The sequence below is a fragment of the Pseudomonas sp. S3_C06 genome, from assembly GCF_054667675.1.
In genome coordinates this window covers 163,678-189,580 of sequence record NZ_CP162747.1, presented here as the reverse complement: position 1 = coordinate 189,580, position 25,903 = coordinate 163,678, and the positions used below count along the sequence as shown (strand labels likewise).

The window sequence follows — 25,903 nt, the reverse complement described above, 5'->3', positions numbered from 1 at the left end:
ACGGATCAAGCGCGATCAAACGGACAGTTGATTGATCGCCCGGAAATGACCAGGGACTGATAAATGCTCAATCGCCCCGTTGAGGTATCCAGCAAGCCTTTGCGCGGGCTGTTGTTCAAACTGCGTGGCGCGAAAAATCTGCACGAGCCTCTTTCGCCGGCGGCGACCGTGGCTACCGGGGATCGCAAACCATCGATCGAGTACCGTGCGGATATCGACGGGCTACGCGCAATCGCCGTGTTGCTGGTGTTGATTTTCCACGGCGGTCTGACGCTTTTCCCGTCCGGCTTTATTGGCGTCGATATCTTCTTCGTGATCTCGGGTTATCTGACCACCGCGATCATCATGAAATCGCTGAACAACGGCACGTTCACGTTCTCGGGGTTCTATACGCGGCGAATCTGGCGCTTGCAGCCAGCGGTGATTGCGTTGCTGGCCGTGACCCTGATTGTCACAACGCTGCTGTACTTGCCCGATGACTATGTCGACTTTCTGAAAAGCGAAAAGTACACATCGCTAATCATCTCCAACCAGTATTTTTCCAAAGTCACAACGGGCTACGCCACGCCTGATGCGGCCAGCCTGCCGCTGTTGCACACCTGGTCGCTGGCCATCGAATGGCAGTGGTATCTGGCCCTGCCGCTGGGCCTCTGGTTGCTCTATCGCTATCTGGCGAAAAGCCTGTTCAAGGCGGTGGTGCTCGGTTTGACCCTGGCGGCAATGGCGCTCGCGCTGTACTTGTCTTACTCGGTTCCTGACAAAAACTACTACTTCTTCACCGCGCGAATTTTCGAATTGATGATCGGCTCCTGTGCAGTCATTTTCAGCACGGACACGTTCAGGCTCAATCGCCTGAGCGCCACGCTGGTCTGTGCGTTTTCGCTGGCGACGATCCTCTACTGCGCCACTCTGGCAGATATCCTGCCGGGCTTTCCGCGCTACCACGCCATTGCCGTGTGCCTCGCCACTGCAGCCTTGCTGTTTCAGGGGATTGGCGATGCGAGCTTTACCTCGAAACTGCTGGCGTTCAAACCCTTGGTGTTCATCGGCACGCTTTCGTACTCCCTGTACTTGTGGCACTGGCCGATCCTGGCGCTGATGAATTACATGGGCATCACCCTCACCGCGCCAGCGACGGTCGTTTACTTCGTCTCCACGTTCGTCATGGCCTGGCTCTGCTACGTGCTGATCGAAAACCGCTTTCGAAAGGCCAGGCTCGGCTTTGCCAAAACCCTTGTCGTGCTGATGATCCTGCCCGCAATAGGCCTGTCGCTGCTCCACGCGGCCAGCGTCAGACAGGAAGGCTGGCCGAACCGCTTCAACGAAGGCTACAACAACGTCTTCAACGGTTTGAAAGCGTCTGTTCCGGCCACTCGGGAGGGATGCCTGGGTGTCAGTGACGGCGCCGATCCGGGCTGCATAGCGGGCGCCGCGCAGGCCGCGCCGCAAATATTGCTGATGGGCGATTCATTTTCGAATCACTACTGGGGCTTTGTCGAAACACTGGCCAGGGATGCCAATCTTGCCGTCCTCACACAGGGTTATCCGGCATGTCTGGCGTTGCCCGGGATCTACCTCTATGACGTGAGTAAATACACGAACGGGCTGTATCAAAAATGCCACAACGCCACTCAACGCTATTACGACCTGATCGCGAAGAAGCATTTCAAGTATGTGATCGTGGGTCAGTTCTGGGAGGCTTATCTCAAGGATGACATCGTCACCAAACTGGATGACCCGCGCAGCCCGGAGCTGTCGCAACAACGCCTCGGCACAGCGATCCGCAAAGCCCTGGATATCATTGTCGAATCCGGTGCTACTCCGGTCTTTCTGGAGAACACGCTGCCTATGCCTGCGGGGATCAACACCTGCCTGCTGCACCAGGTCAAGCTGCGCGGATTGATGGGCAGTGCCGAGCAAAGCAGCCTCTGCGCCACGGCGCCATGGTCAGGCGCGAAAGAGCCAGTGCTCGAACGACTGTTCAATGACCTGAAGACTGAATACCCCGGCTTGATCGTTATTGACCCGAAAATCGTTCAATGCAAAGACAACGCGTGCATGACCACTGTCGACGGTTTGCCGGTCTATCGTGACATTGGCCACATCACCGATTACGCCTCTTACAAGTTCGGCGAGATGTACCTGAGGCGCTTCGGCAATCCGTTGAAGGTTGCGCAGTGATGTTTCACTCACACTGACTACGCTTGTGCAGGAGCTGTCGCAGGGGAATGTGCGTGAAGAATATTGAGCATCCGGCCAATATTCAGCACAAAAACCACGTATCCTTCGCGCCCCGTTTGACCATCAACCCGCGAGGACAGTTTGTCTAAAGGTATCGCTCTATCGGTTTCAGCCTCGGTGCTGTTTGCCGTCATGTATTACTACACCTCGTTGCTCACACCGTTGAGTGGCGTGGAGATCTTTGGCTGGCGGATGCTGCTGACCGTACCGTGCATGACCGTGTTCATGCTGGTGTCCGGAGAATGGCGGCGGGTACTGGAGCTGATTCGGATGGTCGCGGCACAGCCAAAACTGGTCGCCGGGTTGATCGTCTCGGCCGCCCTGCTTGGCGTGCAACTGTGGCTGTTCATGTGGGCGCCGCTCAATGGCTACAGCCTCGACGTGTCGCTGGGATACTTCCTGCTGCCACTGGCGATGGTCCTGACCGGGCGAATTGCCTACGGCGAGAGCCTGTCGTATTTGCAAAAGGTTGCGGTGTTCTTCGCCACCCTCGGTGTGTTGAACGAGTTGTACCAGGTCGGCGGTTTTTCCTGGGCGACACTGGTGGTGGTCGTCGGCTATCCGCTGTACTTCGTCCTGCGTAAATACCTGAAGACCGACAACCTCGGCGGCTTGTGGATCGACATGACCCTGATGCTGCCGGTCGCCTACTGGTTTGTGCAGGGTGGCGAGCAAGGCTTTGGCGTGTTTGATCAGTACCCAGGCCTGATGTGGCTGATCCCGTTGCTCGGCCTGATCAGCGCGTCGGCGCTGGTGGTGTACATCATTGCCAGTCGCTTGCTGCCATTCAGCCTGTTTGGTTTGTTGAGTTACGTTGAGCCGGTGTTGTTGCTCGGTGTGGCATTGTTGCTCGGTGAGAGCATCAAGTCCGGGGAATGGCTGACCTATATTCCGATCTGGCTGGCGGTTTTGGTGCTGATCTTCGAAGGCTTCAAACACCTGACGCGCCAACGCCGTCCTTAAGCCAAACACAAAAAAATGTAGGAGTGAGCCTGCTCGCGATTGCGTTCATTCAGTCACCAGCATTGCCGGATCTGAAAACGCTATCGCGAGCAGGCTCACTCCTACAGTGTTTAGCGGTGCAGCGGATTACTCGGTTGCGAGTACACCGCGACGCACCTGATCACGCTCGATCGACTCGAACAGCGCCTTGAAGTTGCCTTCGCCGAAACCATCGTCGCCTTTACGCTGGATGAACTCGAAGAACACCGGCCCCATCAGGGTTTCCGAGAATATTTGCAGCAGCAGACGCTTGTCGCCCTGCTCCGAGGCGCCATCGAGCAGGATGCCGCGCGATTGCAGCTGATCCACCGGCTCGCCATGGTTCGGCAGACGACCTTCGAGCATTTCATAGTAGGTGTCCGGCGGCGCGGTCATGAAGCGCATGCCGATCTTCTTCAGTTGATCCCAGGTCTTGATCAGGTCGTCAGTGAGGAACGCGACGTGCTGGATGCCCTCGCCGTTGAACTGCATCAGGAACTCTTCGATCTGGCCCGCGCCCTTGGACGATTCTTCGTTCAGCGGGATGCGGATCATGCCGTCCGGTGCGGTCATCGCTTTCGAGGTCAGGCCGGTGTATTCGCCTTTGATATCGAAGTAACGGATCTCGCGGAAGTTGAACAGCTTCTCGTAGAAGTTCGCCCAGTAGGCCATGCGACCGCGATACACGTTGTGCGTCAGGTGGTCGATGATCTTCAGGCCGGCACCAACCGGATTGCGATCAACGCCTTCGATAAACACGAAGTCGATGTCGTAGATCGAGCTGCCTTCGCCGAAACGGTCGATCAGGTACAGCGGCGCGCCGCCAATGCCCTTGATCGCCGGCAGGTTCAGCTCCATCGGGCCGGTTTCAATGTGGATCGGCTGGGCGCCGAGTTCCAGTGCGCGGTTGTAGGCTTTTTGCGAATCCTTGACGCGGAACGCCATGCCGCACACCGACGGGCCGTGCTCGGCGGCGAAGTACGAAGCGACGCTGTTGGGCTCGTTGTTGAGGATCAGATTGATCGCGCCCTGACGGTACAGGTGCACGTTCTTGGAGCGGTGGGTGGCGACTTTGGTGAAGCCCATGATCTCGAAGATCGGCTCCAGGGTGCCCGGCACCGGCGATGCGAGCTCGATGAATTCAAAGCCCATCAGGCCCATTGGGTTTTCGTATAAATCTGTCATGGTGACGCCTCATCATTCTTATCAAATTAACCAGGGTTATTTGTCAGTCTGCGAGGTCGGTGGGTGGCGCACAGGAGATGCCACGCACACTGCGGGCGAGGAAGTCACCGTAGATCAGTTGAAACCCGAATATCTTCATTGTCGACCCAAGGCTCTTGCGGGCGAGGCTTCTGCTGCCAGAAGACGATTATTATTTTATGCGTAACCCGATTCTACACAGCGTAAATAGGCTTGTCTGCCCTCCCTATAAAATCCGCTTTTTTGCGACCGGCGCAAGGGGTTTGTTGCACAGGTAAATGCCAGTCAGGATCAGCGCGCCACCGAGGTACATGGCCGCTGTCAATTGCTCGCCCAGCAGCAGCGCGCCAAGGATGACCGCCGTCAACGGATTAAGCGCGATAAACACCCCGCTGCGCGTCGCGCCGATTTTACGGATGCCGTCGTAATAGCCGATGTAGGCCAGCGCCGAGCCCAGGACGCCGAGGTACAGCAGGCTCAGCCATTGCGCCAGGCCCAGATTATTCAGCGCCTGCCAGCTCAGTTCGCCGCGTAACGCCGCCAGCGCCCACAACATGACTGTGCCGATCAGGATCGAGTACGTCACGGTCTGCACCGGCCCCAACGTCCGATTCAGATCACGGGAAAACAACGAATAAACGCCCCAGCCCAGCACACAGCCGAGAATCAACAGATCTCCGATCCATGCGTGCGGCGTTGCGGCCAGCAATTGCGGATTGCGACTGATGATCACCAGGCCGGCGCCGACCATGCAGGTCGCAATGCCGGCGGTTTTCACCCGGCCCAGACGTTCCTTGAACAACCACCACGAGACAAGACCAATCACCGCCGGGTTCAACGCCACAATCAACGAAGCCCGCGACGCGTTGATGTATTGCAGGCCGTAAAAAAAGCACAGGTTATAGAAGAAGATCCCGAAGAACCCCAGCAGTGCCAGTTGCAGCCATTGTCGTCGAGTCGGCCGCGCCAAAGGGATCCGCGCCAGCCACAGGAAGCCGAGCAACGCCGCACTGGCGAGCAGGAAGCGCAGGCTGGCGGCGAACATCGGACTCAGGCTGCCCGCGAGGAAACGTCCGGCGACAAAGGTCCCGCCCCAGATCATGGTCACCGCAGCCAATGTTAGATAAACAGGGATTTCAGACGATGTTGTGTGCAACTGCTCGACATTACGCATGACGCTCCAGACCAACGAACTTGAGGAATGCCGTATCATTCACCTCATTCCCTGTCATCGTAAAATGAGCAAAAACTCATGACCCTCACCCAACTGGAAATCTTCTCGCTGGTCGCCGAACTGCGCGGTTTCACCCTCGCGGCCCATCGGTTGGGGATTTCGCAGTCGGCGGTGTCCCACGCGATGAAGTCGCTGGAGCAGGAACTCGGTGTCGAACTGCTGCGCCGGCATCAGTCGTCCGTGGAGCTCAGTGACATCGGTGAGCAATTGCTGCTGCGCGCCCGCGCCATGCTCGGGCTGGCCAACACCTTGCGCCAGGAAGCCGCGGATGCACGCGGCATGAAAAGCGGCACCTTGCGCATCGGCTCGTTCGGCCCGACTTCGTCGATCAAGCTGCTGCCCGATATTCTGCGGCAATATCGCGAGGCACATCCGGGCATCGAAGTGCACATCGATGAAGGGCCGGATCGACAAGTGATTCAATGGCTGGAAGAGCGGCGGATCGACATCGGTTTCGTGGTGCTGCCAGAGGAGCGCTTCGATACGTTTGCCTTGATCGAAGACCAGATGGTTGCGCTGCTCCCGGTGGGCCATCCGCTGGCAACGCGCCCGGCGTTGAGCCTCAAGGACTTGTGCGACACTCCGTTCGTGCTGACCGAGGCCGGTTCTTCGGAACTGGTGTCGCGGCTGTTCATGGCCGCGCGCTTGCAACCGAACATTCGCTATCGCTGCTCGCAACTGCTCAGCACCCTCGACACGGTCGGCCGTGGTGACGCCATCACGATTGTTGCCGAAGGTTCATTGCCAGAGGAAGCAACGCCGCGCTACGTGAGGAGGCCGTTGTTGCCCGCCGTGCAGCGTCAGGTCGCACTTGCCGTCCTCGATCAGCGTCAGGCGTCACCCGCTACGCTGGCCTTTATCGAGCTGGCAACGCGGATGCAGCACTGATGAGCGGCGCAAGCGCCTTCGGCCATCTATCCTCCCCTCTGGCTGATGTGTTTTTCAGCGGCGCGCCGTGATCCGGCCTGCATTCGAGAGCCCCACTCTATCGCGACAGGATGCGCCCATGCCGTTAACCGTCAGACCCCGCCGCAAGCGCAGCACCCGCGCCGTTTTCACCCTGCTCAGCGGTTTGCTTCCGGTGTTGCTGGGCAGCGCGATTCTTTACATACAGGCCGAACGCACGCTGGAGCAAGGTTCACGACAGACTGCCGAAGAGGCGTTGCGCCAGTTCGAGTTGATGCTCGATAACACCGCCCAGGCAGCCCGTGAACTGCTGCCACTGGCCGGCCAGATGTGTGAGAACGTCAAACTCGCTTTACGCGAACAAGTAACCCGCCGCCCGTTCGTGCGCTCGACCAATCTGGTGTGGGACGACAATCTCTATTGCAGCTCGTTGTTTGGCGACTATAAAGAAGCCGTCAACGCGGGCGACTATAACCAGGGCAAGTTGTGGCTGATGAATGGCAACCCGGTGACTCCCAACACCGCCCTGTTGGTCTATCGGCTCAGCGAAGGTCGTGGCGGCGCCCTGACGACACTCGACGGTTACCATCTAAGCAACATGTTGCGTCTGATCGGCCGGCACATGTTGCTGGTGCTGCAAGTGGGCGATAACTGGCTGTCGGCCGACGGCAAAGTACACAATGGCGCCCTGCCCTCGTTACCGATAGCACAACACACACTGGATTCTTCGCGTTACGCGTTCAGTGTCTCCGCCGGTTTTCCCGAGGGCGAAACCTGGCGCTACATGGCCGATGAATATCCGCCGCTGTTCAGTCTGTTGATCTTTTTTGGCGTGGTGGCCGGTGCCATCGGACATGTCTTGCAAAAGCGCTCTACGTCGCCGAGCCACGAGATGCTCCGCGCGCTCGAGGCCGGCGAGTTCATTCCTTACTTCCAGCCCGTAGTGCATGGCGACAGCAAGAAATGGTCGGGAGCCGAAGTCTTGATGCGCTGGACACACCCCAAAGAAGGGCTGGTGCGCCCGGATCTGTTTATTCCATTCGCCGAGCATTCGGGCCTGATCGTGCCGATGACCCGCGCCCTGATGCAACAGACCGCGGCGCTGCTGGGGCCGCTGTCAGCAACCTTCACCCCGCCGTTTCATATCGGCATCAATATTACTGCGAGCCATTGCAAGGACCTCGAACTGGTTGAGGACTGCCGGGCGTTTCTTGCCGCGTTCGTGCCCGACAGCATCAGCCTGGTGCTGGAGCTGACCGAGCGGGAGTTGATCGAACCGACCGACATCACCCGGCAACTGTTCGAGCAATTGCATGCACTGGGCGTGAAGATCGCGATTGACGACTTCGGCACCGGCCACTCGAGCCTCGGCTACTTGCGCAAATTCAATGTCGACTTTCTCAAGATCGATCAGAGTTTCGTCGCCATGATCGGCATCGATGCGCTGTCCCGGCACATTCTCGACACCATTATCGAACTGTCAGCCAAGCTTGATTTGGGTATTGTTGCCGAAGGTGTCGAAACTCAGGCGCAAGCCGATTATCTGACGGCGCATCACGTCAACTTCCTGCAAGGCTACCTGTTCGGCAAACCGATGCCGGCTGCGGACTTCATCAGCGCATTAACTCACCATTAACTAAGCCTGATTAAGACGAGCGCAACGATCAGACGCACCAAATTGATACAAAAGACCGCTGTTGTTACATGAAGACAACATCAGGATTTACTCTTGGCGCATTAACTACTACAATTTTTTCAACCTGAGCAAAATTGGCAGGTGAGCCATTTATCACCGAGTCGCTTCAAGGCTCTTGGCTTATAGCTTTGTTTGCGGTTGGTATCAGCCAAACACACTATTGGAGTAAAGATATTGTCCAGACTCGCTGAATTTCGTGCAGCTGAAAAGGCCCTTCAGGAACAGCTCAAGCAGCTGGAATCGCTGAAGAACGATGCCGGGCTGAAGAAAGAAATCGAATTCGAAGAAAAGCTCCAGGGGCTGATGAAACACTACGGCAAAGGCCTGAAAGAGATCATCGCCATTCTCGATCCGAACCCGGCAAAATCCGGTCTGCAGACCTCTGCAGCACCTAAAACCCGCCGCGCCCGCGTGGTCAAGGTCTATCAGAACCCGCACACCGGTGAACTGATCGAAACCAAGGGCGGCAACCACCGCGGCCTGAAAGCGTGGAAGGAACAATACGGTGCAGCCACCGTTGATTCCTGGTTGCGCGGTTAATCCAGCGCCAACAAAAAAGCCCTGCATCATGCAGGGCTTTTTTATTGACAATATCTAACAAATGAAATGATTTTCATCGAACAAGTTGCGACTTTTCTGTAACGTTACTGAGCCAGATACCCAAACATTTTGATGCGCAATGTTGCGAATCAGGGTCAACATTAAACTTTGTGCTTAATGCCTTCGGGTATCTAACCATCCCGCGAAGAGTACAGCGGCTTAAAGTTTCAAGCTGTTTCTCACCGCCACTATCTCGTCGGCGCTCGCCTTATAAACCTCGGCCTGCCCAGCGTAGGAAAGCACATAAGCCTTGTCCGCCTCGACCGCTGCAACCAGGGTTTGCGACAACACATGTCGACCGTTTTCGGTGATCGTGCAAGTGGTTTCCAACGCCGATAACGTACCCAGCGTGGCCGGATGCACTTTGTTGCAGACACTTTGGTAGCCGCCCTGGAAGAAGTCCTTCTGGATCGACTTGCGCATTTCCAGCAGCACGCCTTGCAAGTTGACCTGATGCCCACTTTCCACCTGCGTCATGGTCAATTCCATGACCATCACCTGATCGCCATCGACGTCGTTCTTGACCGCACGCTGGCGGGAAACCTGCGCAGTCGTTTCAGGTAGTACCTCGACTTGCCAACCGGCCGGCCAGGTAATGCTTGGCTCACTCGCTGATGCACCGACAGCGCCAAGAGAACACGCGAAAAACACAAACAGGAATTTGAACAGTCGGATCATTGCCGGACACACTCGCAGATTGAGCCGTAAAGTCTGAGCCTCACCCGCACGCAGGGCAAGTCTGCCCTTTCATTTGGCGATGCCGGCAGGCATGCGTATCATTGCGCCCATTCACTCGCCCATAGTTATTGGAGGGCCCATGAGCCTGCACGAACTCAACACTTTCCCCGGCGTCACCGCCACCCCAGACAGCGCAACCCGCAACTTCGTCTTCAACCACACCATGTTGCGCGTCAAAGACATCACCAAATCTCTGGACTTCTACACTCGCGTACTGGGTTTCTCGCTGGTAGAGAAGCGTGATTTCCCGGAAGCGGAATTCAGCTTGTATTTCCTTGCGCTGGTCGACAAGGCACAGATCCCGGCCGACGCCGCCGCTCGTACCGAGTGGATGAAGTCGATTCCAGGCATTCTGGAACTGACTCACAACCACGGCACTGAGAACGACGCCGATTTCGCCTATCACAATGGCAACACTGACCCGCGTGGTTTTGGCCACATCTGCATTTCGGTGCCGGATATCGTCGCGGCCTGTGCGCGTTTTGAAGAACTGGGCTGCGACTTCCAGAAGCGCCTGAGCGATGGCCGCATGAAAAGCCTGGCGTTCATCAAGGATCCGGATGGTTACTGGGTCGAGATCATTCAGCCTGCGCCGCTGTAAAGGCTGAAAAGCCCCTCACCCTAACCCTCTCCCAGAGGGAGAGGGAACTGATTGGGGGATATTGGAGAGATACGCCGACTTGAAAGATTGGCGTTGAATCCATAATCGACTGGCGCTTTCAGGTCGATGGAAAACGCCAGACACCTCGGTCGGCTCCCTCTCCTTCGGGAGAGGGCTGGGGTGAGGGGCCGCTTTTGACGCACAATAAAAAAACCCGTGATCGCTCACGGGTTTTTTCATTTCTGGCAGGACGTTCAAGCCGGCGCCGACGTGCGGATCAAGTGATCAAATGCGCTCAGCGAAGCCTTGGCGCCCTCGCCCACCGCAATCACGATCTGCTTGTACGGCACAGTGGTCACGTCGCCCGCAGCGAAGATGCCCGGGATCGATGTTTCACCACGGTTATCGACGATGATCTCGCCACGCGGCGACAGCTCGATAGTGCCCTTCAGCCAGTCAGTGTTCGGCAGCAAACCAATCTGCACGAAGATCCCTTCCAGCTCGACAGTACGCAGCTCGTCAGTGTTGCGATCCTTGTAACGCAGGCCGTTGACCTTCTCGCCATTACCGGTGACTTCCGTGGTTTGTGCACTGGTGATCACGGTGACGTTCGGCAGGCTGTGCAGTTTGCGCTGCAATACGGCGTCGGCGCGCAGCTGTACATCGAACTCCAGCAGGGTTACGTGCGAAACGATACCGGCCAGATCGATGGCCGCTTCAACGCCGGAGTTACCGCCGCCGATGACCGCCACACGCTTGCCTTTGAACAACGGACCGTCGCAGTGCGGGCAGTACGCCACGCCTTTGTTACGGTATTCCTGCTCGCCCGGCACGTTCATTTCGCGCCACCGCGCGCCAGTCGCCAGAATCACGCTTTTGGCTTTCAGGGTCGCGCCGCTGGCGAAACGGACTTCGTGCAGTTCGCCGCTCTTGCCCGGGATCAGTTTGTCGGCGCGCTGCAGGTTCATGATGTCGACGTCGTACTGTTTGACGTGTTCTTCCAGCGCCGTGGCCAGTTTTGGCCCTTCGGTTTCCTGCACGGAAATGAAGTTCTCGATGGCCATAGTGTCGAGCACCTGACCGCCGAAGCGCTCAGCCGCAACACCCGTGCGAATACCTTTGCGTGCGGCGTAAATCGCTGCCGAAGCACCGGCCGGGCCACCACCGACGACGAGTACATCAAAAGCTTCTTTGGCACTGATTTTCTCGGCCTGGCGCTCGATCGCGCCGGTGTCGAGTTTGGCGAGAATCTCTTCCAGACCCATGCGGCCCTGACCGAAGTTTTCACCGTTGAGGTAGATGCTCGGCACGGCCATGATCTTGCGATCATTGACTTCGTCCTGAAACAACGCACCGTCGATAGCGACGTGGCGAATGTTCGGGTTGAGCACGGCCATCAGGTTCAGTGCCTGGACCACGTCAGGGCAGTTCTGGCAAGACAGCGAGAAGTACGTCTCGAAGCTGAACTCGCCTTTGAGCGAGCGGATCTGCTCGATCACTTCAACACTGGCTTTCGAAGGGTGGCCGCCGACTTGCAGCAAGGCCAGTACCAACGAAGTGAATTCGTGGCCCATCGGGATGCCGGCGAAACGCAGACTGATGTCAGCGCCCGGGCGGTTGATCGAGAACGATGGCTTGCGTGCATCGTCACCGCTGTCGATCAAAGTAATTTGGCTCGAAAGACTGGCAACGTCTTTCAGCAGTTCCAGCATTTCACGGGATTTCGCACCGTCGTCGAGGGAGGCAACGATCTCGATCGGCTGGGTGACCCGTTCCAGGTACGATTTCAACTGGGCTTTAAGATTGGCGTCCAACATACGGGCGATTTCCTTTATTTGAGGCGAAAAAAAGCCCGAGCGAAACTCGCCCGGGCATTTTTATTGGGCGGTGCAGCGTACTTAAGAAGGTGCGGCGTACCGCCCTGAGTTGCGTGTCACAGACTTAGATCTTGCCGACCAGGTCCAGGGACGGCGCCAGAGTGGCCTCGCCTTCTTTCCACTTGGCTGGGCAAACTTCGCCTGGGTGAGCAGCAACGTACTGAGCAGCCTTGATCTTGCGCAGCAGCTCGGAAGCGTCACGGCCAACGCCGCCATCGTTCAGTTCAACGATTTTGATCTGGCCTTCAGGGTTGATCACGAAGGTGCCACGGTCAGCCAGGCCAACTTCTTCGATCAGCACGTCGAAGTTGCGGGAGATGGCGTGGGTCGGGTCGCCGATCATGGTGTATTCGATTTTGCCGATGGCTGGCGAAGTGTTGTGCCAGGCAGCGTGGGCAAAGTGGGTGTCGGTGGAAACGCTGTAGATCTCTACGCCCAGTTTCTGGAAGGCAGCGTAGTTGTCAGCCAGGTCTTCCAGCTCGGTTGGGCAAACGAAGGTGAAGTCGGCTGGGTAGAAGAACACGACCGACCACTTGCCTTTCAGGTCAGCGTCCGAGACTTGAACGAAGTCGCCGTTTTTGAACGCGGTAGCTTTGAACGGTTTTACTTGGCTGTTGATGATAGGCATTGATGACTCTCCGTCAGTGGTTGTGAATTCGATGGGTGAATCCTACCCACTCACTTGACGGATGGCTCATTGGCAAACCTGATGCTGCTGATTTGTTTTCGCTATTAGCCGACTGTATTAATAGAAGAAAACGATATCTACGACGAAGCCGGGTTATCCGTAATCCGAGCCATCCCTTGGAATGGGCTGGCTTCAACATAGCGCATTGCGGACTTCATATCCTTCCAGCCGACGTAACTCATCAATGATTTCAGATCCCAGCCGCTTTGATGGGCCCACGTGGCAAAGCCTCGGCGCAGGGAATGGCTGGTGTAGTTTTCGGCGGCAATACCAGCGCGCTGCAATGCCTGACGCAGCAGAGGAATGATGCTGTTGGCGTGCAGCCCCTCCTCGTTCAGGTTGCCCCAACGGTCGATGCTGCGGAAAACCGCGCCACGCACCAGCGCCGCTTCGGTGATCCAGTCGATGTAGGCCTGCACCGGGCAGAGCTTGAGTAGTGCCGGCGCTTGATAGGTTTGCCCGAGGTTTTCCCGATCACCCTTGCTGCGCGGCAAATACAAGGTGATGCCTTTGCCGGCGTGCGCCTGCACGTGCTCGATCTGCAAGCGGCACAACTCGTCGCTGCGAAAGCCGCGCCAGAAGCCCAGCAGAATCAGTGCGCGATCACGGTAAGCCTTGAGGAGCAAGGGCCGATCCTGCTGTTCTCTCGCGATTTGTACTTCATGTTCGAGCCAATCAATTACTCGCTGCAGATCCTGTAACTGCAGCGGCTCGGCCTGTTTCTCCTGCGCCGGATGCAACGCACGTATGCCTTTGAAGACTTTGCGCACCACCGGCGCCTTGGTTGGATCGGCAAACCCCTGGCTGTTGTGCCACTGCGCCAGCGCCGACAAGCGCAGCTTCAACGTATTGATCGACAGCTCTTCGGCGTGTGCCACCAGATAACGCGCAACGCTATCGGCTGTGGCCGGCAAGAACCCGCCCCACTTCACTTCGAAATGCTCGATGGCCGCGCGATAGCTGCGGCGGGTGTTATCGCGGGTGGCGGCTTGCAGATAGCGATCCAGATCGCTCATGGGCTGTTTTCTCGCTGGCGTACTGAGACAGGGATGCAGAAACGCATTTTGCCGTCTGACACTGGGTAATACCAGTATATCCCGCGTCTTAATTATCAAAGGTTTATCATTATTTTTGAGATGGTACACTGCGTACTTTAGTGGCATGTACCACAGTACGTAACCGTAGGAGTTCACATGGCCCGTGGCGGCATTACCAAAGCCCTGGTGCAGATCGCGCGCACAGCAATCCTCGCCCGTGGCGAACACCCGAGCATCGATGCAGTACGCATTGAAATGGGCAACACCGGCTCGAAAACCACGATCCATCGCTATCTAAAAGAGCTGGATGACGGCGCGCAGCCAGTTGAAGCCTCGGCAGAGCCGATCAATGATGAGTTGACCGCCCTCGTCTCGCGCCTCGCCCAACGCCTCAAAGAGCAGGCGCAAGAGCCTATCGAGCAGGCCCGCGAGCAGTTCGAGGAGCAGCGCGAAGCACTGGAGTCGGAACTGAAACAAACTCGCCAGGCGCTGGAAAAGCTCGAACAGGAGCACGACATTCAAGGCGCAGCGCTGGCGCGTGAGTCCGAAGCCCTGAACAACACCCGATCGATGCTGCAAACCGAGCAAACCCGCAATGCCGGACTGAATCAGGCATTGGCCGACTTTGAATTGCGCCTGCAGGACAAGGACGAGCAGATCCGCTCGCTGGAAGAAAAACACCTGCATGCTCGCGATGCACTGGAGCACTATCGCAACGCCACCAAAGAGCAGCGCGAGCAGGAACAGAGCCGTCACGAAGCACAAGTGCAACAGATTCAGGCCGAACTGCGTCAGGCGCAGCAAAGTGCGCTGGTTCGTCAGGACGAGATCACGCAACTGCACCGCGACAACGAACGCCTGCTTACGGAAAACCGGGGCACGCAGCGCGAGCTGAGCTTGCTGCAGGATCAGCTCAAGCAAAGCAATCAGCGTCAGGATCAACTGCTGGAGCAAGCGACCCGCGTCGACAGCGAACGCACCCTCCTCCAGGAACGCCTGCGCGTAGCCACACTGGAAAGCCAGACACTCAAGCAGAACATCGAGGAGCAGACGCTGCTCAACCAGTCACTGGAAAAGGAATTGAACAAGGCTCGGACGAGCCTGGAAGAAAGCCAGCGTCTGGCGGCTACCGTTGCGGCAGCGCCAGACACAGACAAACCGAAAAGCGCTTAAGCGCCGACCGGCGTACGCATAGTCACAAACTCTTCGGCGGCTGTCGGGTGCACCCCGATCGTGTCGTCGAAGTCGCGCTTGGTCGCGCCAGCCTTCAACGCAATCGCCAGACCCTGGACGATCTCGCCAGCGTCCGGGCCGACCATGTGACAGCCGAGAACCTTATCAGTCTTGCCGTCGACCACCAGCTTCATCAGGGTTTTCTCCTGACACTCGGTCAGGGTCAGCTTCATCGGTCGGAAACGGCTTTCGAAGATCACCACATCATGACCGACCTCCCGCGCCTCCTCTTCGGTCAAACCGACTGTGCCGATGTTTGGCAAGCTGAATACCGCAGTCGGGATCATCTTGTAATCCACTGGACGGTACTGCTCAGGCTTGAACAGACGCCGCGCCACCGCCATGCCTTCGGCCAGCGCCACGGGCGTCAGTTGCACACGACCGATGACATCGCCCAGCGCCAGAATCGATGGCTCGCTGGTCTGGTACTGCTCGTCGACTTTGATAAAGCCTTTGTCGGTGAGCTGCACATCGGTGTTTTCCAGGCCCAGATTGTCGAGCATCGGACGCCGGCCAGTGGCGTAGAAAATGCAATCCGCCTCCAGCACACGACCATCCTTGAGGGTGGCTTTCAAGCTGCCGTCAGCCTGCTTGTCGATGCGCGCGATGTCGGCATTGAACTGCAGATCCAGACCACGCTTGGTCAGCTCTTCCTGCAAGTGCTTGCGCACCGAACCATCAAAGCCGCGCAGGAACAGATCGCCGCGATACAGCAGCGTGGTGTTCGCGCCAAGACCATGGAAAATCCCGGCAAACTCGACCGCGATATAACCGCCGCCCACCACCAGCACACGCTTTGGCAGCTCTTTTAGGAAGAACGCTTCATTGGAACCGATCGCGTGTTCGCGCCCCGGAATCTCCGGAATCTGCGGCCAGCCACCGGTGGCAATCAGAATGTTTTTCGCGGTGTAGCGCTCACCATTCACCTCAACCTCATGCGGGCCAACGATCTTCGCGTGCGCCTCATGCAAGGTCACACCACTGTTGACCAGCAGATTACGGTATATGCCGTTGAGGCGATTGATCTCGCGATCCTTGCTGGCGATCAGCGTCGCCCAATCGAAATTCGCCTCACCCAGGCTCCAGCCAAAACCGGACGCCTGCTCGAAGTCTTCGGCGAAATGCGCACCGTACACCAGCAGTTTTTTCGGCACACAGCCGACGTTGACGCAGGTCCCGCCCAGATAACGGCTTTCCGCCACCGCCACTTTTGCACCGAAACCGGCAGCAAAACGCGCAGCACGCACACCGCCGGAACCGGCACCAATCACATAAAGGTCAAAATCGTAGGCCATTTCTATCTCCTCGGCAGGGGATCAGCATACCTGCAGACACCCATTGGGCAAGCACTGCCAGTCATATGGGGGCGTAAAATGAAAAAACCCGCCGAAGCGGGTTTTTCTTGCAAACCGATCAAGCGCTCTTAGTAAGCCTTGCCAGTCTTGTAGAAGTTCTCGAAGCAGAAGTTGGTGGCTTCGATGTAGCCTTCAGCACCACCGCAGTCGAAACGCTTGCCTTTGAACTTGTAGGCCATGACGCAGCCGTTCTGGGCTTGTTTCATCAGGGCGTCGGTGATCTGGATTTCACCGCCCTTGCCTGGCTCGGTCTGTTCGATCAGGTCGAAGATGTCCGGGGTCAGGATGTAACGACCGATGATTGCCAGGTTCGACGGAGCGTCTTCCGGCTTTGGCTTCTCGACCATGCTATGCACACGGTAGATGTCGTCGCGGATCATTTCGCCGGCGATCACGCCGTACTTGCTGGTTTCCTGCGGATCGACTTCCTGGATGGCGATGATCGAGCAGCGGAACTGCTTGTACAGCTTGACCATCTGGGTCAGTACGCCGTCGCCTTCGAGGTTGACGCACAGGTCGTCCGCCAGGACCACGGCGAACGGTTCGTCACCGATCAGCGGGCGACCGGTCAGGATCGCGTGGCCCAGACCTTTCATTTCGGTCTGACGGGTGTAGGAGAACGAGCACTCGTCCAGCAGTTTGCGGATACCGACCAGGTATTTCTCTTTGTCGGTGCCTTTGATCTGGTTTTCCAGCTCGTAGCTGATGTCGAAGTGGTCTTCCAGAGCACGCTTGCCACGACCGGTGACGATGGAGATTTCCGTCAGGCCAGCGTCCAGAGCTTCTTCAACGCCGTACTGGATCAGTGGCTTGTTTACCACCGGCAGCATTTCTTTAGGCATGGCTTTAGTCGCTGGCAGGAAGCGAGTACCGTAACCGGCTGCTGGGAACAAGCATTTCTTGATCATATAAGTCCTTGAAAGGGCTGTGTGTACGAGTTTCGGCGCAGTCTAATCAGGCGGCGTGCACCTTACAATGCCCCGCACTGGCTAACCGATGCCAACATAGAGAAATATTCTCGCCGATAGTTCCATCGACATCCTGGCGCAGCCAGATCAGCGTAGCTCAAAGCTGTCGACAATCCGGATTACCATACGCTCATCGCCCCCCAATGCCAGCATTTGCCGGTATCATGGCGCCTTTGAACCAGCGAACGAGACAGATAGATGGCTGCGGTAAAAATCATCAACGGGTATGTGATCGACAAGAAAGACGGCAAGTGGACGCTGACCACCACCAATGGCGAACACATTGCCGGGCCTTTCGACAGCGAACAAATGGCGACTGATGTAGCTTCCGTGTTCACGGACACGCCGGCATCGGCGAAACGCCGTGGCAAAGATCAAGACTGATCAGCTACGATACGCCCGAGCCCTGCCCTTGAGCAGGGCTTTTTTGTGCCCACTTACAAACAAGTGGCCAAACGCTATAACCTTTTGCCACCGGCGCTGTCACAGCGTCTAGTCCCCCTCGCTGAAGACCATGAACATGACCATGAAAAAATTGCTGCCACTGATTGCGGTATTGGCACTGGCCGGCTGTGCCACATCTCAGCCTGCTTACCTGAAAAACGGCGAACAGGGCCTGGCCATCGATTGCTCCGGCGAAGCCAATTCCTGGGCGAGCTGCTATGAAAAAGCCGACGCGTCCTGCGCAGGCACCGGTTATCGTATCGTCGGCACAGACGGCACACCTCAGCCCAAAGAAAGCGACAAAACCCTTGGCGTCGATGTCGGCAACTACAAAAACCGTAGCGTTGTGGTGGTCTGCAAATAAACCTTACATGTGAATTTCGGCGAACTTGATACCGAGTCCGCGCACGACTTCGATCAGATCGTCGAGGCGAGCGAACGACTCGACTTCGTCATTATCGTCCACCAGAAAGTAGCTGCGTCCGGCGCTCTTCTTGAAAAACACGATCCACTCCCCCGGATTCGCCGGGTTCTGGATGACATGGGTGGCAGAGATAAGGCCCTCTGCATGGCGCTCACGTACTTGCTCTCGCTTCATCGCGACTCCAGAAATAAAAATGCCGTCACAGCATCGCTGCGACGGCATTGGTGCTGATGATGATCAGTCTATCAGCCGGAAATACACGCATTGGCGGCGCGTTGCACATCACGTGGGCGAACCGGCACATTCGACATGCGCTCATGCAGCTTGATGCTGCTGCCGCCCGAGCGATCTTCGATATCAAACACCGCTGCTGCGCCGGTGGAAAGTTTCCCCGGCACGATCACCCGAACCCCGTCCTTGTGCGGCTGGACTTGCAGCGCGCCGCGGCTGTCTGCCAGCTTTTCGGCCAGACACTGGGCATATTCATGGGGTTTCTTGCCGGAGATTACGCTCATGGTCGGCAGCGTTTCATTGATTTCGGAAACACTCGCACAACCACCCACAGCCAGAACCAACGGCAGACACACCACACCCCACTTCATACAAAACCTCCGTTAAAGACCGTCCGACAGCACAAATGCCGTTTTTCTCCGGGGTCTTCTGCATTTAACCCGCATCCGATTGCGAATATCTGTTCAAAATTGTCAAACCAACGCCCGACGGCCAGATAATAACCCGTGCGGGCTGATAAACTGCGCCCAATCGACAAGCTATCGTTTTGATTTTGTAGAAAAAGCCCTTCTGGAGGCGCCCATGAAATTCATTCACCAGCGCGAACACCTCAACGAAGACGACATCGTCGTCATCCAATGCTCGCAAATGTGCAACATCCGTCTGATGAACGACGCCAACTTCCGCAGCTTCAAGAATGGCGGCCGTCACACCTATCACGGCGGCGCCTTCGACACGTTCCCGGCCCGTATTACCGCGCCGAGCACCGGTTTCTGGAACATCACCATCGACACCGTCAACCGCCGTGCGATCAGCGTGACGCGCAAGCCGACACTGACTCACTCGATCAAGATCATCCGTCGTTCCAGCACCAAACTCAGCTGAGACACGCCGCTCAACCAGGAAGGAATGCATGACCGTGGCCCAAACGACCAAATACGTCATCAAATACAAACTCAATGGCGAGCGCCGCTTCGAGTTCGCGCAGCTGGAAAACGGCACTGAAGAAGAAGCCAAGGCTGCTCTGGATGCCCTTCACGGCCAGAGCGACGACGTGATCAGTGAGATCGCCGTCAGCAAAGCGCTATAAGCACCGACAGGAATTCGACCGCAAGCGGCGGAGTGTTCTGCCGCAAGGCCCTGCCTAGACTGACTTTCTTCGACCATGAGTCAAGGAGTCAGCATGTCGACGTCCCCTTCCCGGCTGGATTCGCTCGACTGGGCAAGCCTTGAGCAGCAACTGGATCAAGACGGCTGTGCGATCATCCGTTCGCTGCTGCAGGCCGGAACCTGTGATCGATTGAGTGCGCTGTATCCGCAGACCGAACCGTTTCGCTCGCAGGTCATCATGGCCCGCCACGGTTTCGGTCGCGGCGAGTACAAATACTTTCGCTACCCCCTGCCGACACCCGTAGAACGCCTTCGCTGCGCGCTGTATCCACGCCTGGTTCCGTTGGCCAATCGCTGGTACGAACGCATGAACCTGGCCGAGCGTTTTCCGCTGGATCACGCCGAATTTCTACAGCGCTGTCATGCCGCCGGTCAGACCCGCCCGACTCCTCTGCTATTGCAGTACGGCCCGCAGGACTACAACTGCCTGCACCAGGATTTGTACGGCGAATCGGTATTTCCACTGCAAGTGGCGATTCTTCTGTCAGAACCCGGTCAAGACTTTTCCGGGGGCGAATTTGTTCTCGCCGAACAACGCCCGCGCATGCAATCTCGGCCGCACGTGCTGGATCTGAAGAAAGGAGATGCGGTGATCTTTGCTGTCAACCAGCGCCCGGTCAAAGGCCTGCGCGGTGATTATCGGGTAACCATGCGCCATGGCGTCAGTCGCCTGCACAGTGGAAAAAGGCATACCCTAGGCATCATCTTTCACGACGCCACATGACTGCCATGCAACCGAACACTTTCGAACTTTTCGCCGATCACGAACCCGAGCAACGCCCGCGCGCCGAACAGATTGGCGAGCAATCGTGGGTGCTGCATGGTTTCGCCCTGCCGCTGATCGAGCAGATCCTGCCGGCGCTGGATGCGATTCTTGCCGTAGCACCCTTGCGCCACATGGTCACACCGGGTGGATTCAGCATGTCGGTGGGCACCAGCAGTTGCGGCGCTCTGGGCTGGATTACTGATCGCCACGGTTATCGTTACTCGAGCGTCGATCCGCTCAGTGATTTGCCTTGGCCAGCGATGCCGCAAGTATTCTCGACACTCGCGCAGTCGGCAGCGGTGCGAGCAGGATTTACTGACTTCAATGCTGATTCCTGCCTGATCAACCGCTATCTCCCCGGTGCCAAGATGTCATTGCATCAGGACAAAGACGAAAAGGCCTACAGCGCGCCGATCGTTTCGCTGTCACTCGGGCTGCCGGCGATGTTCCTCTTCGGTGGTTTCAGTCGCAGCGACAAGAGCCAGCGCATTGCCTTGCTGCATGGCGACATGGTGGTCTGGGGCGGCGTTGATCGCTTGCGTTATCACGGTGTGCTGCCGATCAAACAGGGCCGGCATCCACGTCTGGGTGAACAGCGGATCAATCTGACCTTTCGCGTGGCCGGATAATCTGCAAAAAGTTCGACCGCAAGGCCCGGAGTGTTGTGCCTTGCGACGCTGGTTAACCTGAATCAAACAGGTCAACGGATAACCGCTCATGAAAACGCTTTCGACCACCTTCAACACCGAAAACGATCCACGCTGGGCCGCTGTGGTTGCGCGAGACTCACGGGCGGACGGGCAATTTGTCTACGCAGTAAAAACCACGGGTATCTACTGCCGTCCGAGCAGCCTCTCACGGCTGCCGAAACCGCAGAACGTCGAGTTTTTCGACACTGCTGAACAGGCCGAAGCCGCGGGCTATCGTCCGAGCAAGCGTGCCAGCAAAGATCAGAGTGATGTGGCCGCGCAGCATGCCGCGACCGTCGCCATTGCCTGCCGTCTTATCGAATCCGCCGAGACCTTGCCGGCACTGAATGAACTGGCGGAGACCGCCGGCCTGAGTCCGTTTCATTTCCACCGTGTCTTCAAAGCCGCGACGGGACTGACGCCCAAAGGCTACGCAACGGCCCATCGTTCGCGCAAAGTCCGTGAGCGTCTGGCAGATGGCGGTTCGGTGACCGATGCGCTGTACGACGCGGGCTTCAATTCCAACAGCCGTTTCTACGAGTCAGCGGATCATTTGCTGGGCATGAAACCGGGTGACTATCGTGCGGCCGGGAAGAACAACGACATCCGCTTCGCCGTTGGCCAGTGCTCGCTCGGCGCGATTCTGGTGGCGCAAAGCGAGCGTGGGGTGTGCGCGATTCTGCTGGGCGACGATCCGCATCAACTGGTGTGCGATCTGCAGGACCAGTTTCGCCAGGCCAACCTGATCGGCGCCGATGCTGGTTTCGAACAACTGATCGCCAAGGTGGTGGGATTTATCGAAGCTCCGGCGATTGGCCTGGATCTGCCGCTGGACGTTCGCGGCACGGCGTTCCAGGAACGCGTCTGGCAAGCACTGCGAGAAATTCCGGCGGGGCACACGGCCAGTTATGCCGAAATTGCCCAGCGCATCGGTGCACCGACGTCCATGCGCGCGGTGGCACAGGCTTGCGGGGCCAACCGCCTGGCAGTAGCGATCCCTTGCCATCGCGTGGTGCGCAGCGATGGCAACCTTTCGGGCTATCGCTGGGGCGTCGAGCGCAAGCGTCAGTTGCTTGAGCGCGAGACGCAGCCTTGAAAGACCCAGGGTAAACAGCTATCAGCGATTGACGTCCACCACAACCCGTCCGCGAAGTTGCCCGGCGAGCAACTTCGGCGCTGCATCAATGGCCTCACTCAGACCGATTTCATGGCTGATCAATGCCAGCAACGAGAAATCCAGATCCTTGGCCAGTCGATCCCACGCTTCCAGACGGCGAGCCTTGGGCTGGGTCACGCTGTTGATGCCGGCCAGGGTCACGCCACGCAAAATGAACGGGGCAACCGAAGCCGGGAAATCCATGCCCTGCGCCAGACCACACGCGGCGACGGTGCCTTCGGAGCGAGTGCTGGCACAGGCATTGGCCAGGGTGTGACTGCCCACCGAGTCGATCACCGCTGCCCAGCGCTCTTTGGCCAGTGGTTTACCGGGCGCTGACAAGGTCGCGCGGTCGATGATTTCGCCAGCGCCCAATTGCTGCAGATATTCATGCTCGCAAACGCGGCCGGTGGATGCGACGACGCGATAGCCGAGCTTGCTCAGCAGTGCGATGGCAAAACTGCCGACGCCGCCATTGGCGCCCGTTACCAGCACTTCACCCTGCTCTGGCGTCACGCCGTTGCGCTCGAGCGCCAGAATGCACAGCATCGCGGTATATCCGGCCGTACCGATGGCCATGGCTTGCGCCGCCGTGAAGGCTTTGGGCAATGGGATCAGCCAGTCGCCATTGAGCCGTGCTTTCTGCGCCAGGCCGCCCCAGTGATTCTCGCCGACGCCCCAACCATTCAGCAGCACCTGATCACCCACTTTATAGTCGGGGTGGGAACTGGCTTCTACGCTGCCCGCCAGGTCGATTCCCGGCACCATCGGAAACTTGCGCACCACCGGACTGCTGCCGGTAATCGCCAAGCCATCCTTGAAGTTCAGCGTGCTGTACGCAACGCCGACGGTGACATCGCCTTCGGGCAATTGCTCTTCGTTGACCTGCTGCAGGTTGGCGCGATAACCGCTGTCGTCTTTGTCGATCACAATGGCGCTGAACATGACTGCCTCGCATGACTGGTTTCGGAATGTCGTGCCCTGAAATACCACATCGCAACACGCTGCCACATTCGACTTTGCGCCAATCGGCAAATCGGCCGGGTATTTCCATGGCGGGCGGCTATGCTTTTTCGACGGTCGTGGTTTCGCCGTTATTCCTTCAGAAATCGGCCTGTCGATGGAGCTGACAATGCCTTACCCGCGCTCGTTACTTGTGATGTTGATGCTGTGTCTGCTGGCGTTCGGCAGTGCCTGGGCAGCACCGGCCGCAGAGGCCCCGAGCGAGCCGACCTGGCCGCAAGTCATCAGCAGCGGCAAAGCGAAACTGACGGTGTATCAGCCGCAACTCGACAGCTGGGACGGTTACACCCTCAACGCTCGCGCGGCCGTTGAAGCCACCGGCGCCGATGGCAAGTCCACCTACGGAATTGTCCAGTTCAGCGCACATACGCTGGTCGACAAGGCTACGCGCTGGGTCGCGCTGGATCAGTACAAAATCATCAAGGCCGACTTCCCGGCCGATGCCACTCAAGCCGACACCTGGGTCGCGGCGCTGCAGAAAGACGCCGAGAACCGCAAGAAAACCATTTCGCTTGATCAGCTCGAAGCTGCAGTCGGCGTACTCTCTGCAGAACAGAAAGCCGACAGCGCGCCGCTGGAAAACACCCCGCCGACGATTATCAGTTCCGACGTACCCGCCCTGCTCGTCTATATCGATGGCGACGCGGCGTACCGACCGGTAGAAGGCACGGCGCTGCAGCGGGTGATCAATACTCGCCCGCTGTTATTGAAAGACGCGCAGGGCAAACATTATCTGCACGTCTTTGATGGCTGGATGGTCGCGGACCAGATCAATGGCGCGTATACCCGCCTGGCCACACCGTTTGCCGAGCTGGAGAAAGCCAAACAGGTCGCCATTCAGAGCCGGCAAGTGGATCTGCTGACTGGGCAAAGCGATCCCAAAGACAAGATTCCAAGCCTGGCCAAACCGCCACAACCGAAGATTTTCATCGCCACCACCCCCACGGAATTACTGGTCACTGACGGCGCAGCGCAATGGACGCCCATTCAGGGCACCGGGTTGCTGTATGTCAGCAATACCACCGGGCACATCTTCAAGGAAATCGGTGACCAGAACAGCTATGTGCTGATCTCCGGGCGCTGGTTTCGCGCCACTGACATGAATGGCCCGTGGACGTTTACCCGCGCAGACAAACTGCCGGCGGACTTCGCCAACATTCCCGACGACAGCCCGAAAGAGAACGTCAAGGCCTCGGTCGCCGGCACGCCGCAAGCCAAGGAAGCGGCCATTGCCGCGACCATTCCACAGACGTCGGCCATCAACAAAAGCGCGGTTAAAATGACCGCGCCGCAGTTCGATGGCGAGCCGCAACTCAAAGCCATCAACACCACACCCCTGCAATACTTGGTCAACAGCGCCACGCCCATCATCCGAGTCGACAACAACAGTTGGTATGCGGTGGAGAACGGTATCTGGTTCACCGCCACCACGGTAAATGGCCCTTGGGTTGTCGCCAGTTCCGTGCCGGCAGTGATCTATTCGATCCCGCCGAGTTCGCCGATGCATTACCTCACCTACGTCAAAGTCTACGAGTCCAGCGGGGACACGGTAGTGGTCGGCTACACGCCGGGGTATCAGGGTTCGAATCTGGATCCGGCCACGGGCGTCGTGGTGTATGGCACCGGTTATCCCTACACACCGTGGGTGGGCAGCGTCTGGTATGGGCCGCCGGTGACTTACGGTTTCGGCGTCGCCATCCGCTATACGCCGTGGACTGGCTGGACCTTTGGTTTCGGTTTTGGCTGGAGCTGGGGCGGCAGCACTGTAGCGATGGGTTGGGGCTGGGGCGCTTACCCGTGGTGGGGCAACTACGGCTGGGGTTACGCCTGGGGTCCGCATCTGTATCCGGCGCCTTTGGCCTGGGGTGGCGCCGCTTACGGTTATCGCGGTGGCGCAGTGGCCTGGGGTCCGGGTGGCTGGGCCGGCACCACCGGCAACATTTATCATCAGTGGGGCGACCGGGCCACGGTCAGCCGCTACGGCGCCGGTTACAACGCCTGGACTGGCAATCGCTGGGCCGGTCAGGTCGGCGCTTCCTACAACTCCCGCACTGGCATCGCAGCCGCCGGTCAACGGGGCGCCGTACATAACGTCTACACCGGCAATTACGCAGCCGGACGCAGTGGCGTGGCAGTCGGACCGAACGGTGGCGCAATTGCCAGCGAACGGGTCACCGCCGGCAACGTGCGCAACGGTACGCAGGTCACCGCCAACCGGGGCGCCGTATACAACCCCAACACCGGCAACACCACCCAATATGGCGGCATTCGCGGACGCAACGGCGGCGCTGCACGCGTCGGCGACAACGTTTATGCCGGTCACGACGGCAACGTGTACAAAAAGACCGACAACGGCTGGCAGTCGATGGTCGGCGGCGGCGCGACCCGCAGCGCACCCATCAACAACAATGCGCAGTTGCAGAACCTCAACCGTGACTCCGCTGCGCGCAACTTCGGCAACCAGCGGACCAACAACTTTCACAACTCCTCGCAATTCATGAATCACTCGTTTGGCGGCGGTGGAGGCGGCGGATTTCATCGACGCTGAAAAACTGCACGGGTTGTTCTGAATTTCGAACTGGCTGCGGATCCGCTTTTGCTGTTAAAAACCGGCTCTGCCTTTCACCGTTCGGAGACCAGCC

26 protein-coding genes are annotated in these 25,903 nt (G+C 58.0%); 15 read left to right on the top strand and 11 right to left on the bottom strand.

The genetic code is table 11. The features are described 5' to 3' along the window. Positions 1 to 63: 63 nt before the first annotated feature. Entirely contained in the window at positions 64 to 2,181 is a 2,118-nt protein-coding gene (locus AB4N44_RS00775) for an acyltransferase family protein (RefSeq protein WP_150752077.1), read from the top strand. Between the two features lie 141 nt (positions 2,182 to 2,322). After that, positions 2,323 to 3,204, top strand: a complete 882-nt coding sequence (gene rarD, locus AB4N44_RS00770) for an EamA family transporter RarD (protein ID WP_127927206.1) — start codon at positions 2,323 to 2,325, stop codon at positions 3,202 to 3,204. Between the two features lie 126 nt (positions 3,205 to 3,330). Here rarD and hppD read toward each other — a convergent pair whose 3' ends face one another. Both hppD and AB4N44_RS00760 read right to left on the bottom strand, forming a co-directional pair. Next, on the bottom strand, positions 3,331 to 4,407 hold the full coding sequence (gene hppD / locus AB4N44_RS00765; protein WP_016984437.1) for a 4-hydroxyphenylpyruvate dioxygenase: 1,077 nt from the start codon (positions 4,405 to 4,407) through the stop codon (positions 3,331 to 3,333). Between the two features lie 244 nt (positions 4,408 to 4,651). After that, complete coding sequence (locus AB4N44_RS00760) at positions 4,652 to 5,599, bottom strand: DMT family transporter (protein ID WP_150752074.1); 948 nt, start codon at positions 5,597 to 5,599, stop codon at positions 4,652 to 4,654. 78 nt (positions 5,600 to 5,677) lie between these two features. Here AB4N44_RS00760 and AB4N44_RS00755 point away from each other — a divergent pair, with 78 nt between their 5' ends. From AB4N44_RS00755 to AB4N44_RS00745, 3 genes are all read left to right on the top strand, one after another. Beyond that, a complete protein-coding gene (locus AB4N44_RS00755) occupies positions 5,678 to 6,547 on the top strand; it encodes a LysR family transcriptional regulator (protein WP_316918241.1) in 870 nt (289 codons plus the stop codon). Positions 6,548 to 6,665: 118 nt separating this feature from the next. Then, positions 6,666 to 8,201 (top strand): EAL domain-containing protein, encoded by a 1,536-nt coding sequence (locus tag AB4N44_RS00750; RefSeq protein ID WP_460110706.1) that lies wholly within the window; start codon positions 6,666 to 6,668, stop codon positions 8,199 to 8,201. A 234-nt stretch (positions 8,202 to 8,435) separates the two neighbouring features. After that, positions 8,436 to 8,801, top strand: coding sequence for a histone-like nucleoid-structuring protein, MvaT/MvaU family (locus AB4N44_RS00745; protein WP_127927198.1), 366 nt, complete (start codon positions 8,436 to 8,438; stop codon positions 8,799 to 8,801). A gap of 219 nt (positions 8,802 to 9,020) precedes the next feature. Here AB4N44_RS00745 and AB4N44_RS00740 read toward each other — a convergent pair whose 3' ends face one another. Continuing rightward, positions 9,021 to 9,539, bottom strand: a complete 519-nt coding sequence (locus AB4N44_RS00740) for a DUF4946 domain-containing protein (RefSeq protein WP_460110708.1) — start codon at positions 9,537 to 9,539, stop codon at positions 9,021 to 9,023. A gap of 139 nt (positions 9,540 to 9,678) precedes the next feature. On the opposite strand from AB4N44_RS00740, the gene gloA reads away from it, so the two are divergent. Beyond that, positions 9,679 to 10,200, top strand: a complete 522-nt coding sequence (gene gloA, locus AB4N44_RS00735; protein WP_150752070.1) for a lactoylglutathione lyase — start codon at positions 9,679 to 9,681, stop codon at positions 10,198 to 10,200. A 254-nt stretch (positions 10,201 to 10,454) separates the two neighbouring features. On the opposite strand, the gene ahpF is transcribed toward gloA, so the two are convergent. From ahpF to AB4N44_RS00720, 3 genes are all read right to left on the bottom strand, one after another. Beyond that, entirely contained in the window at positions 10,455 to 12,017 is a 1,563-nt protein-coding gene (gene ahpF, locus AB4N44_RS00730) for an alkyl hydroperoxide reductase subunit F (RefSeq protein ID WP_460110710.1), read from the bottom strand. A gap of 124 nt (positions 12,018 to 12,141) precedes the next feature. After that, positions 12,142 to 12,705, bottom strand: a complete 564-nt coding sequence (gene ahpC, locus AB4N44_RS00725) for an alkyl hydroperoxide reductase subunit C (RefSeq protein ID WP_007912224.1) — start codon at positions 12,703 to 12,705, stop codon at positions 12,142 to 12,144. Positions 12,706 to 12,842: 137 nt separating this feature from the next. Then, positions 12,843 to 13,781, bottom strand: coding sequence for a site-specific integrase (locus AB4N44_RS00720; protein ID WP_460110712.1), 939 nt, complete (start codon positions 13,779 to 13,781; stop codon positions 12,843 to 12,845). Positions 13,782 to 13,958: 177 nt separating this feature from the next. Between AB4N44_RS00720 and AB4N44_RS00715 the strand changes: the two genes are divergently transcribed. Then, entirely contained in the window at positions 13,959 to 14,975 is a 1,017-nt protein-coding gene (locus AB4N44_RS00715) for a DNA-binding protein (protein ID WP_150776285.1), read from the top strand. On the opposite strand, the gene gorA is transcribed toward AB4N44_RS00715, so the two are convergent. Continuing rightward, entirely contained in the window at positions 14,972 to 16,330 is a 1,359-nt protein-coding gene (gorA, locus tag AB4N44_RS00710; RefSeq protein WP_460110714.1) for a glutathione-disulfide reductase, read from the bottom strand. The two genes, AB4N44_RS00715 and gorA, sit on opposite strands and share 4 nt — an antisense overlap. Positions 16,331 to 16,458: 128 nt before the next feature. Then, positions 16,459 to 17,298 (bottom strand): UTP--glucose-1-phosphate uridylyltransferase GalU, encoded by an 840-nt coding sequence (gene galU, locus AB4N44_RS00705; protein WP_007912230.1) that lies wholly within the window; start codon positions 17,296 to 17,298, stop codon positions 16,459 to 16,461. Positions 17,299 to 17,556: 258 nt separating this feature from the next. Here galU and AB4N44_RS00700 point away from each other — a divergent pair, with 258 nt between their 5' ends. Together AB4N44_RS00700 and AB4N44_RS00695 are read left to right on the top strand one after the other, a co-directional pair. Next, positions 17,557 to 17,742, top strand: coding sequence for a hypothetical protein (locus AB4N44_RS00700; protein ID WP_007912238.1), 186 nt, complete (start codon positions 17,557 to 17,559; stop codon positions 17,740 to 17,742). A gap of 142 nt (positions 17,743 to 17,884) precedes the next feature. Beyond that, positions 17,885 to 18,166 (top strand): hypothetical protein, encoded by a 282-nt coding sequence (locus AB4N44_RS00695; RefSeq protein WP_174245118.1) that lies wholly within the window; start codon positions 17,885 to 17,887, stop codon positions 18,164 to 18,166. A 3-nt stretch (positions 18,167 to 18,169) separates the two neighbouring features. Here the strand turns inward: AB4N44_RS00695 and AB4N44_RS00690 are convergent, their stop codons facing one another. Continuing rightward, positions 18,170 to 18,400: a hypothetical protein gene (locus AB4N44_RS00690; RefSeq protein ID WP_127927182.1), complete on the bottom strand. Its 231-nt coding sequence runs from the start codon at positions 18,398 to 18,400 to the stop codon at positions 18,170 to 18,172. A gap of 71 nt (positions 18,401 to 18,471) precedes the next feature. Then, positions 18,472 to 18,828: a hypothetical protein gene (locus AB4N44_RS00685; protein WP_127927180.1), complete on the bottom strand. Its 357-nt coding sequence runs from the start codon at positions 18,826 to 18,828 to the stop codon at positions 18,472 to 18,474. A 211-nt stretch (positions 18,829 to 19,039) separates the two neighbouring features. On the opposite strand from AB4N44_RS00685, the gene AB4N44_RS00680 reads away from it, so the two are divergent. The 5 genes from AB4N44_RS00680 (at position 19,040) to ada (ending at position 22,178) form a co-directional block, all read left to right on the top strand. Further along, positions 19,040 to 19,342: a DUF1883 domain-containing protein gene (locus AB4N44_RS00680; RefSeq protein ID WP_007912251.1), complete on the top strand. Its 303-nt coding sequence runs from the start codon at positions 19,040 to 19,042 to the stop codon at positions 19,340 to 19,342. Positions 19,343 to 19,370: 28 nt separating this feature from the next. Next, positions 19,371 to 19,547 carry a hypothetical protein gene (locus AB4N44_RS00675; RefSeq protein ID WP_158013179.1) on the top strand — a complete coding sequence of 59 codons (177 nt, stop codon included), beginning with the start codon at positions 19,371 to 19,373 and terminating at the stop codon, positions 19,545 to 19,547. A 93-nt stretch (positions 19,548 to 19,640) separates the two neighbouring features. Next, the gene (locus tag AB4N44_RS00670) at positions 19,641 to 20,351 is read left to right on the top strand and encodes a 2OG-Fe(II) oxygenase (protein ID WP_460110716.1); all 711 of its coding nucleotides are present in this window, start codon (positions 19,641 to 19,643) and stop codon (positions 20,349 to 20,351) included. A 5-nt stretch (positions 20,352 to 20,356) separates the two neighbouring features. Then, positions 20,357 to 21,022, top strand: a complete 666-nt coding sequence (alkB, locus tag AB4N44_RS00665; RefSeq protein WP_460111658.1) for a DNA oxidative demethylase AlkB — start codon at positions 20,357 to 20,359, stop codon at positions 21,020 to 21,022. 88 nt (positions 21,023 to 21,110) lie between these two features. Then, the gene (gene ada, locus AB4N44_RS00660) at positions 21,111 to 22,178 is read left to right on the top strand and encodes a bifunctional DNA-binding transcriptional regulator/O6-methylguanine-DNA methyltransferase Ada (RefSeq protein ID WP_127927176.1); all 1,068 of its coding nucleotides are present in this window, start codon (positions 21,111 to 21,113) and stop codon (positions 22,176 to 22,178) included. A gap of 21 nt (positions 22,179 to 22,199) precedes the next feature. Here the strand turns inward: ada and acuI are convergent, their stop codons facing one another. Further along, the gene (acuI, locus tag AB4N44_RS00655) at positions 22,200 to 23,183 is read right to left on the bottom strand and encodes an acrylyl-CoA reductase (NADPH) (RefSeq protein ID WP_150752065.1); all 984 of its coding nucleotides are present in this window, start codon (positions 23,181 to 23,183) and stop codon (positions 22,200 to 22,202) included. Positions 23,184 to 23,370: 187 nt separating this feature from the next. Here acuI and AB4N44_RS00650 point away from each other — a divergent pair, with 187 nt between their 5' ends. After that, on the top strand, positions 23,371 to 25,809 hold the full coding sequence (locus AB4N44_RS00650; protein ID WP_460110719.1) for an autotransporter: 2,439 nt from the start codon (positions 23,371 to 23,373) through the stop codon (positions 25,807 to 25,809). Positions 25,810 to 25,903: the final 94 nt, after the last annotated feature.

Excerpts from the sequence above, each read along its gene's own strand:
- AB4N44_RS00775 (WP_150752077.1), top strand. The coding sequence starts at position 64 with ATGCTCAATCGCCCCGTTGAGGTATCCAGCAAGCCTTTGCGCGGGCTG.
- hppD (WP_016984437.1), bottom strand. The coding sequence starts at position 4,407 with ATGACAGATTTATACGAAAACCCAATGGGCCTGATGGGCTTTGAATTC.
- AB4N44_RS00760 (WP_150752074.1), bottom strand. The coding sequence starts at position 5,599 with ATGCGTAATGTCGAGCAGTTGCACACAACATCGTCTGAAATCCCTGTT.
- AB4N44_RS00755 (WP_316918241.1), top strand. The coding sequence starts at position 5,678 with ATGACCCTCACCCAACTGGAAATCTTCTCGCTGGTCGCCGAACTGCGC.
- AB4N44_RS00750 (WP_460110706.1), top strand. The coding sequence starts at position 6,666 with ATGCCGTTAACCGTCAGACCCCGCCGCAAGCGCAGCACCCGCGCCGTT.
- AB4N44_RS00740 (WP_460110708.1), bottom strand. The coding sequence starts at position 9,539 with ATGATCCGACTGTTCAAATTCCTGTTTGTGTTTTTCGCGTGTTCTCTT.
- gloA (WP_150752070.1), top strand. The coding sequence starts at position 9,679 with ATGAGCCTGCACGAACTCAACACTTTCCCCGGCGTCACCGCCACCCCA.
- ahpF (WP_460110710.1), bottom strand. The coding sequence starts at position 12,017 with ATGTTGGACGCCAATCTTAAAGCCCAGTTGAAATCGTACCTGGAACGG.
- ahpC (WP_007912224.1), bottom strand. The coding sequence starts at position 12,705 with ATGCCTATCATCAACAGCCAAGTAAAACCGTTCAAAGCTACCGCGTTC.
- AB4N44_RS00720 (WP_460110712.1), bottom strand. The coding sequence starts at position 13,781 with ATGAGCGATCTGGATCGCTATCTGCAAGCCGCCACCCGCGATAACACC.
- AB4N44_RS00715 (WP_150776285.1), top strand. The coding sequence starts at position 13,959 with ATGGCCCGTGGCGGCATTACCAAAGCCCTGGTGCAGATCGCGCGCACA.
- gorA (WP_460110714.1), bottom strand. The coding sequence starts at position 16,330 with ATGGCCTACGATTTTGACCTTTATGTGATTGGTGCCGGTTCCGGCGGT.
- galU (WP_007912230.1), bottom strand. The coding sequence starts at position 17,298 with ATGATCAAGAAATGCTTGTTCCCAGCAGCCGGTTACGGTACTCGCTTC.
- AB4N44_RS00700 (WP_007912238.1), top strand. The coding sequence starts at position 17,557 with ATGGCTGCGGTAAAAATCATCAACGGGTATGTGATCGACAAGAAAGAC.
- AB4N44_RS00695 (WP_174245118.1), top strand. The coding sequence starts at position 17,885 with ATGAAAAAATTGCTGCCACTGATTGCGGTATTGGCACTGGCCGGCTGT.
- AB4N44_RS00690 (WP_127927182.1), bottom strand. The coding sequence starts at position 18,400 with ATGAAGCGAGAGCAAGTACGTGAGCGCCATGCAGAGGGCCTTATCTCT.
- AB4N44_RS00685 (WP_127927180.1), bottom strand. The coding sequence starts at position 18,828 with ATGAAGTGGGGTGTGGTGTGTCTGCCGTTGGTTCTGGCTGTGGGTGGT.
- AB4N44_RS00680 (WP_007912251.1), top strand. The coding sequence starts at position 19,040 with ATGAAATTCATTCACCAGCGCGAACACCTCAACGAAGACGACATCGTC.
- AB4N44_RS00675 (WP_158013179.1), top strand. The coding sequence starts at position 19,371 with ATGACCGTGGCCCAAACGACCAAATACGTCATCAAATACAAACTCAAT.
- AB4N44_RS00670 (WP_460110716.1), top strand. The coding sequence starts at position 19,641 with ATGTCGACGTCCCCTTCCCGGCTGGATTCGCTCGACTGGGCAAGCCTT.
- alkB (WP_460111658.1), top strand. The coding sequence starts at position 20,357 with ATGCAACCGAACACTTTCGAACTTTTCGCCGATCACGAACCCGAGCAA.
- ada (WP_127927176.1), top strand. The coding sequence starts at position 21,111 with ATGAAAACGCTTTCGACCACCTTCAACACCGAAAACGATCCACGCTGG.
- acuI (WP_150752065.1), bottom strand. The coding sequence starts at position 23,183 with ATGTTCAGCGCCATTGTGATCGACAAAGACGACAGCGGTTATCGCGCC.
- AB4N44_RS00650 (WP_460110719.1), top strand. The coding sequence starts at position 23,371 with ATGCCTTACCCGCGCTCGTTACTTGTGATGTTGATGCTGTGTCTGCTG.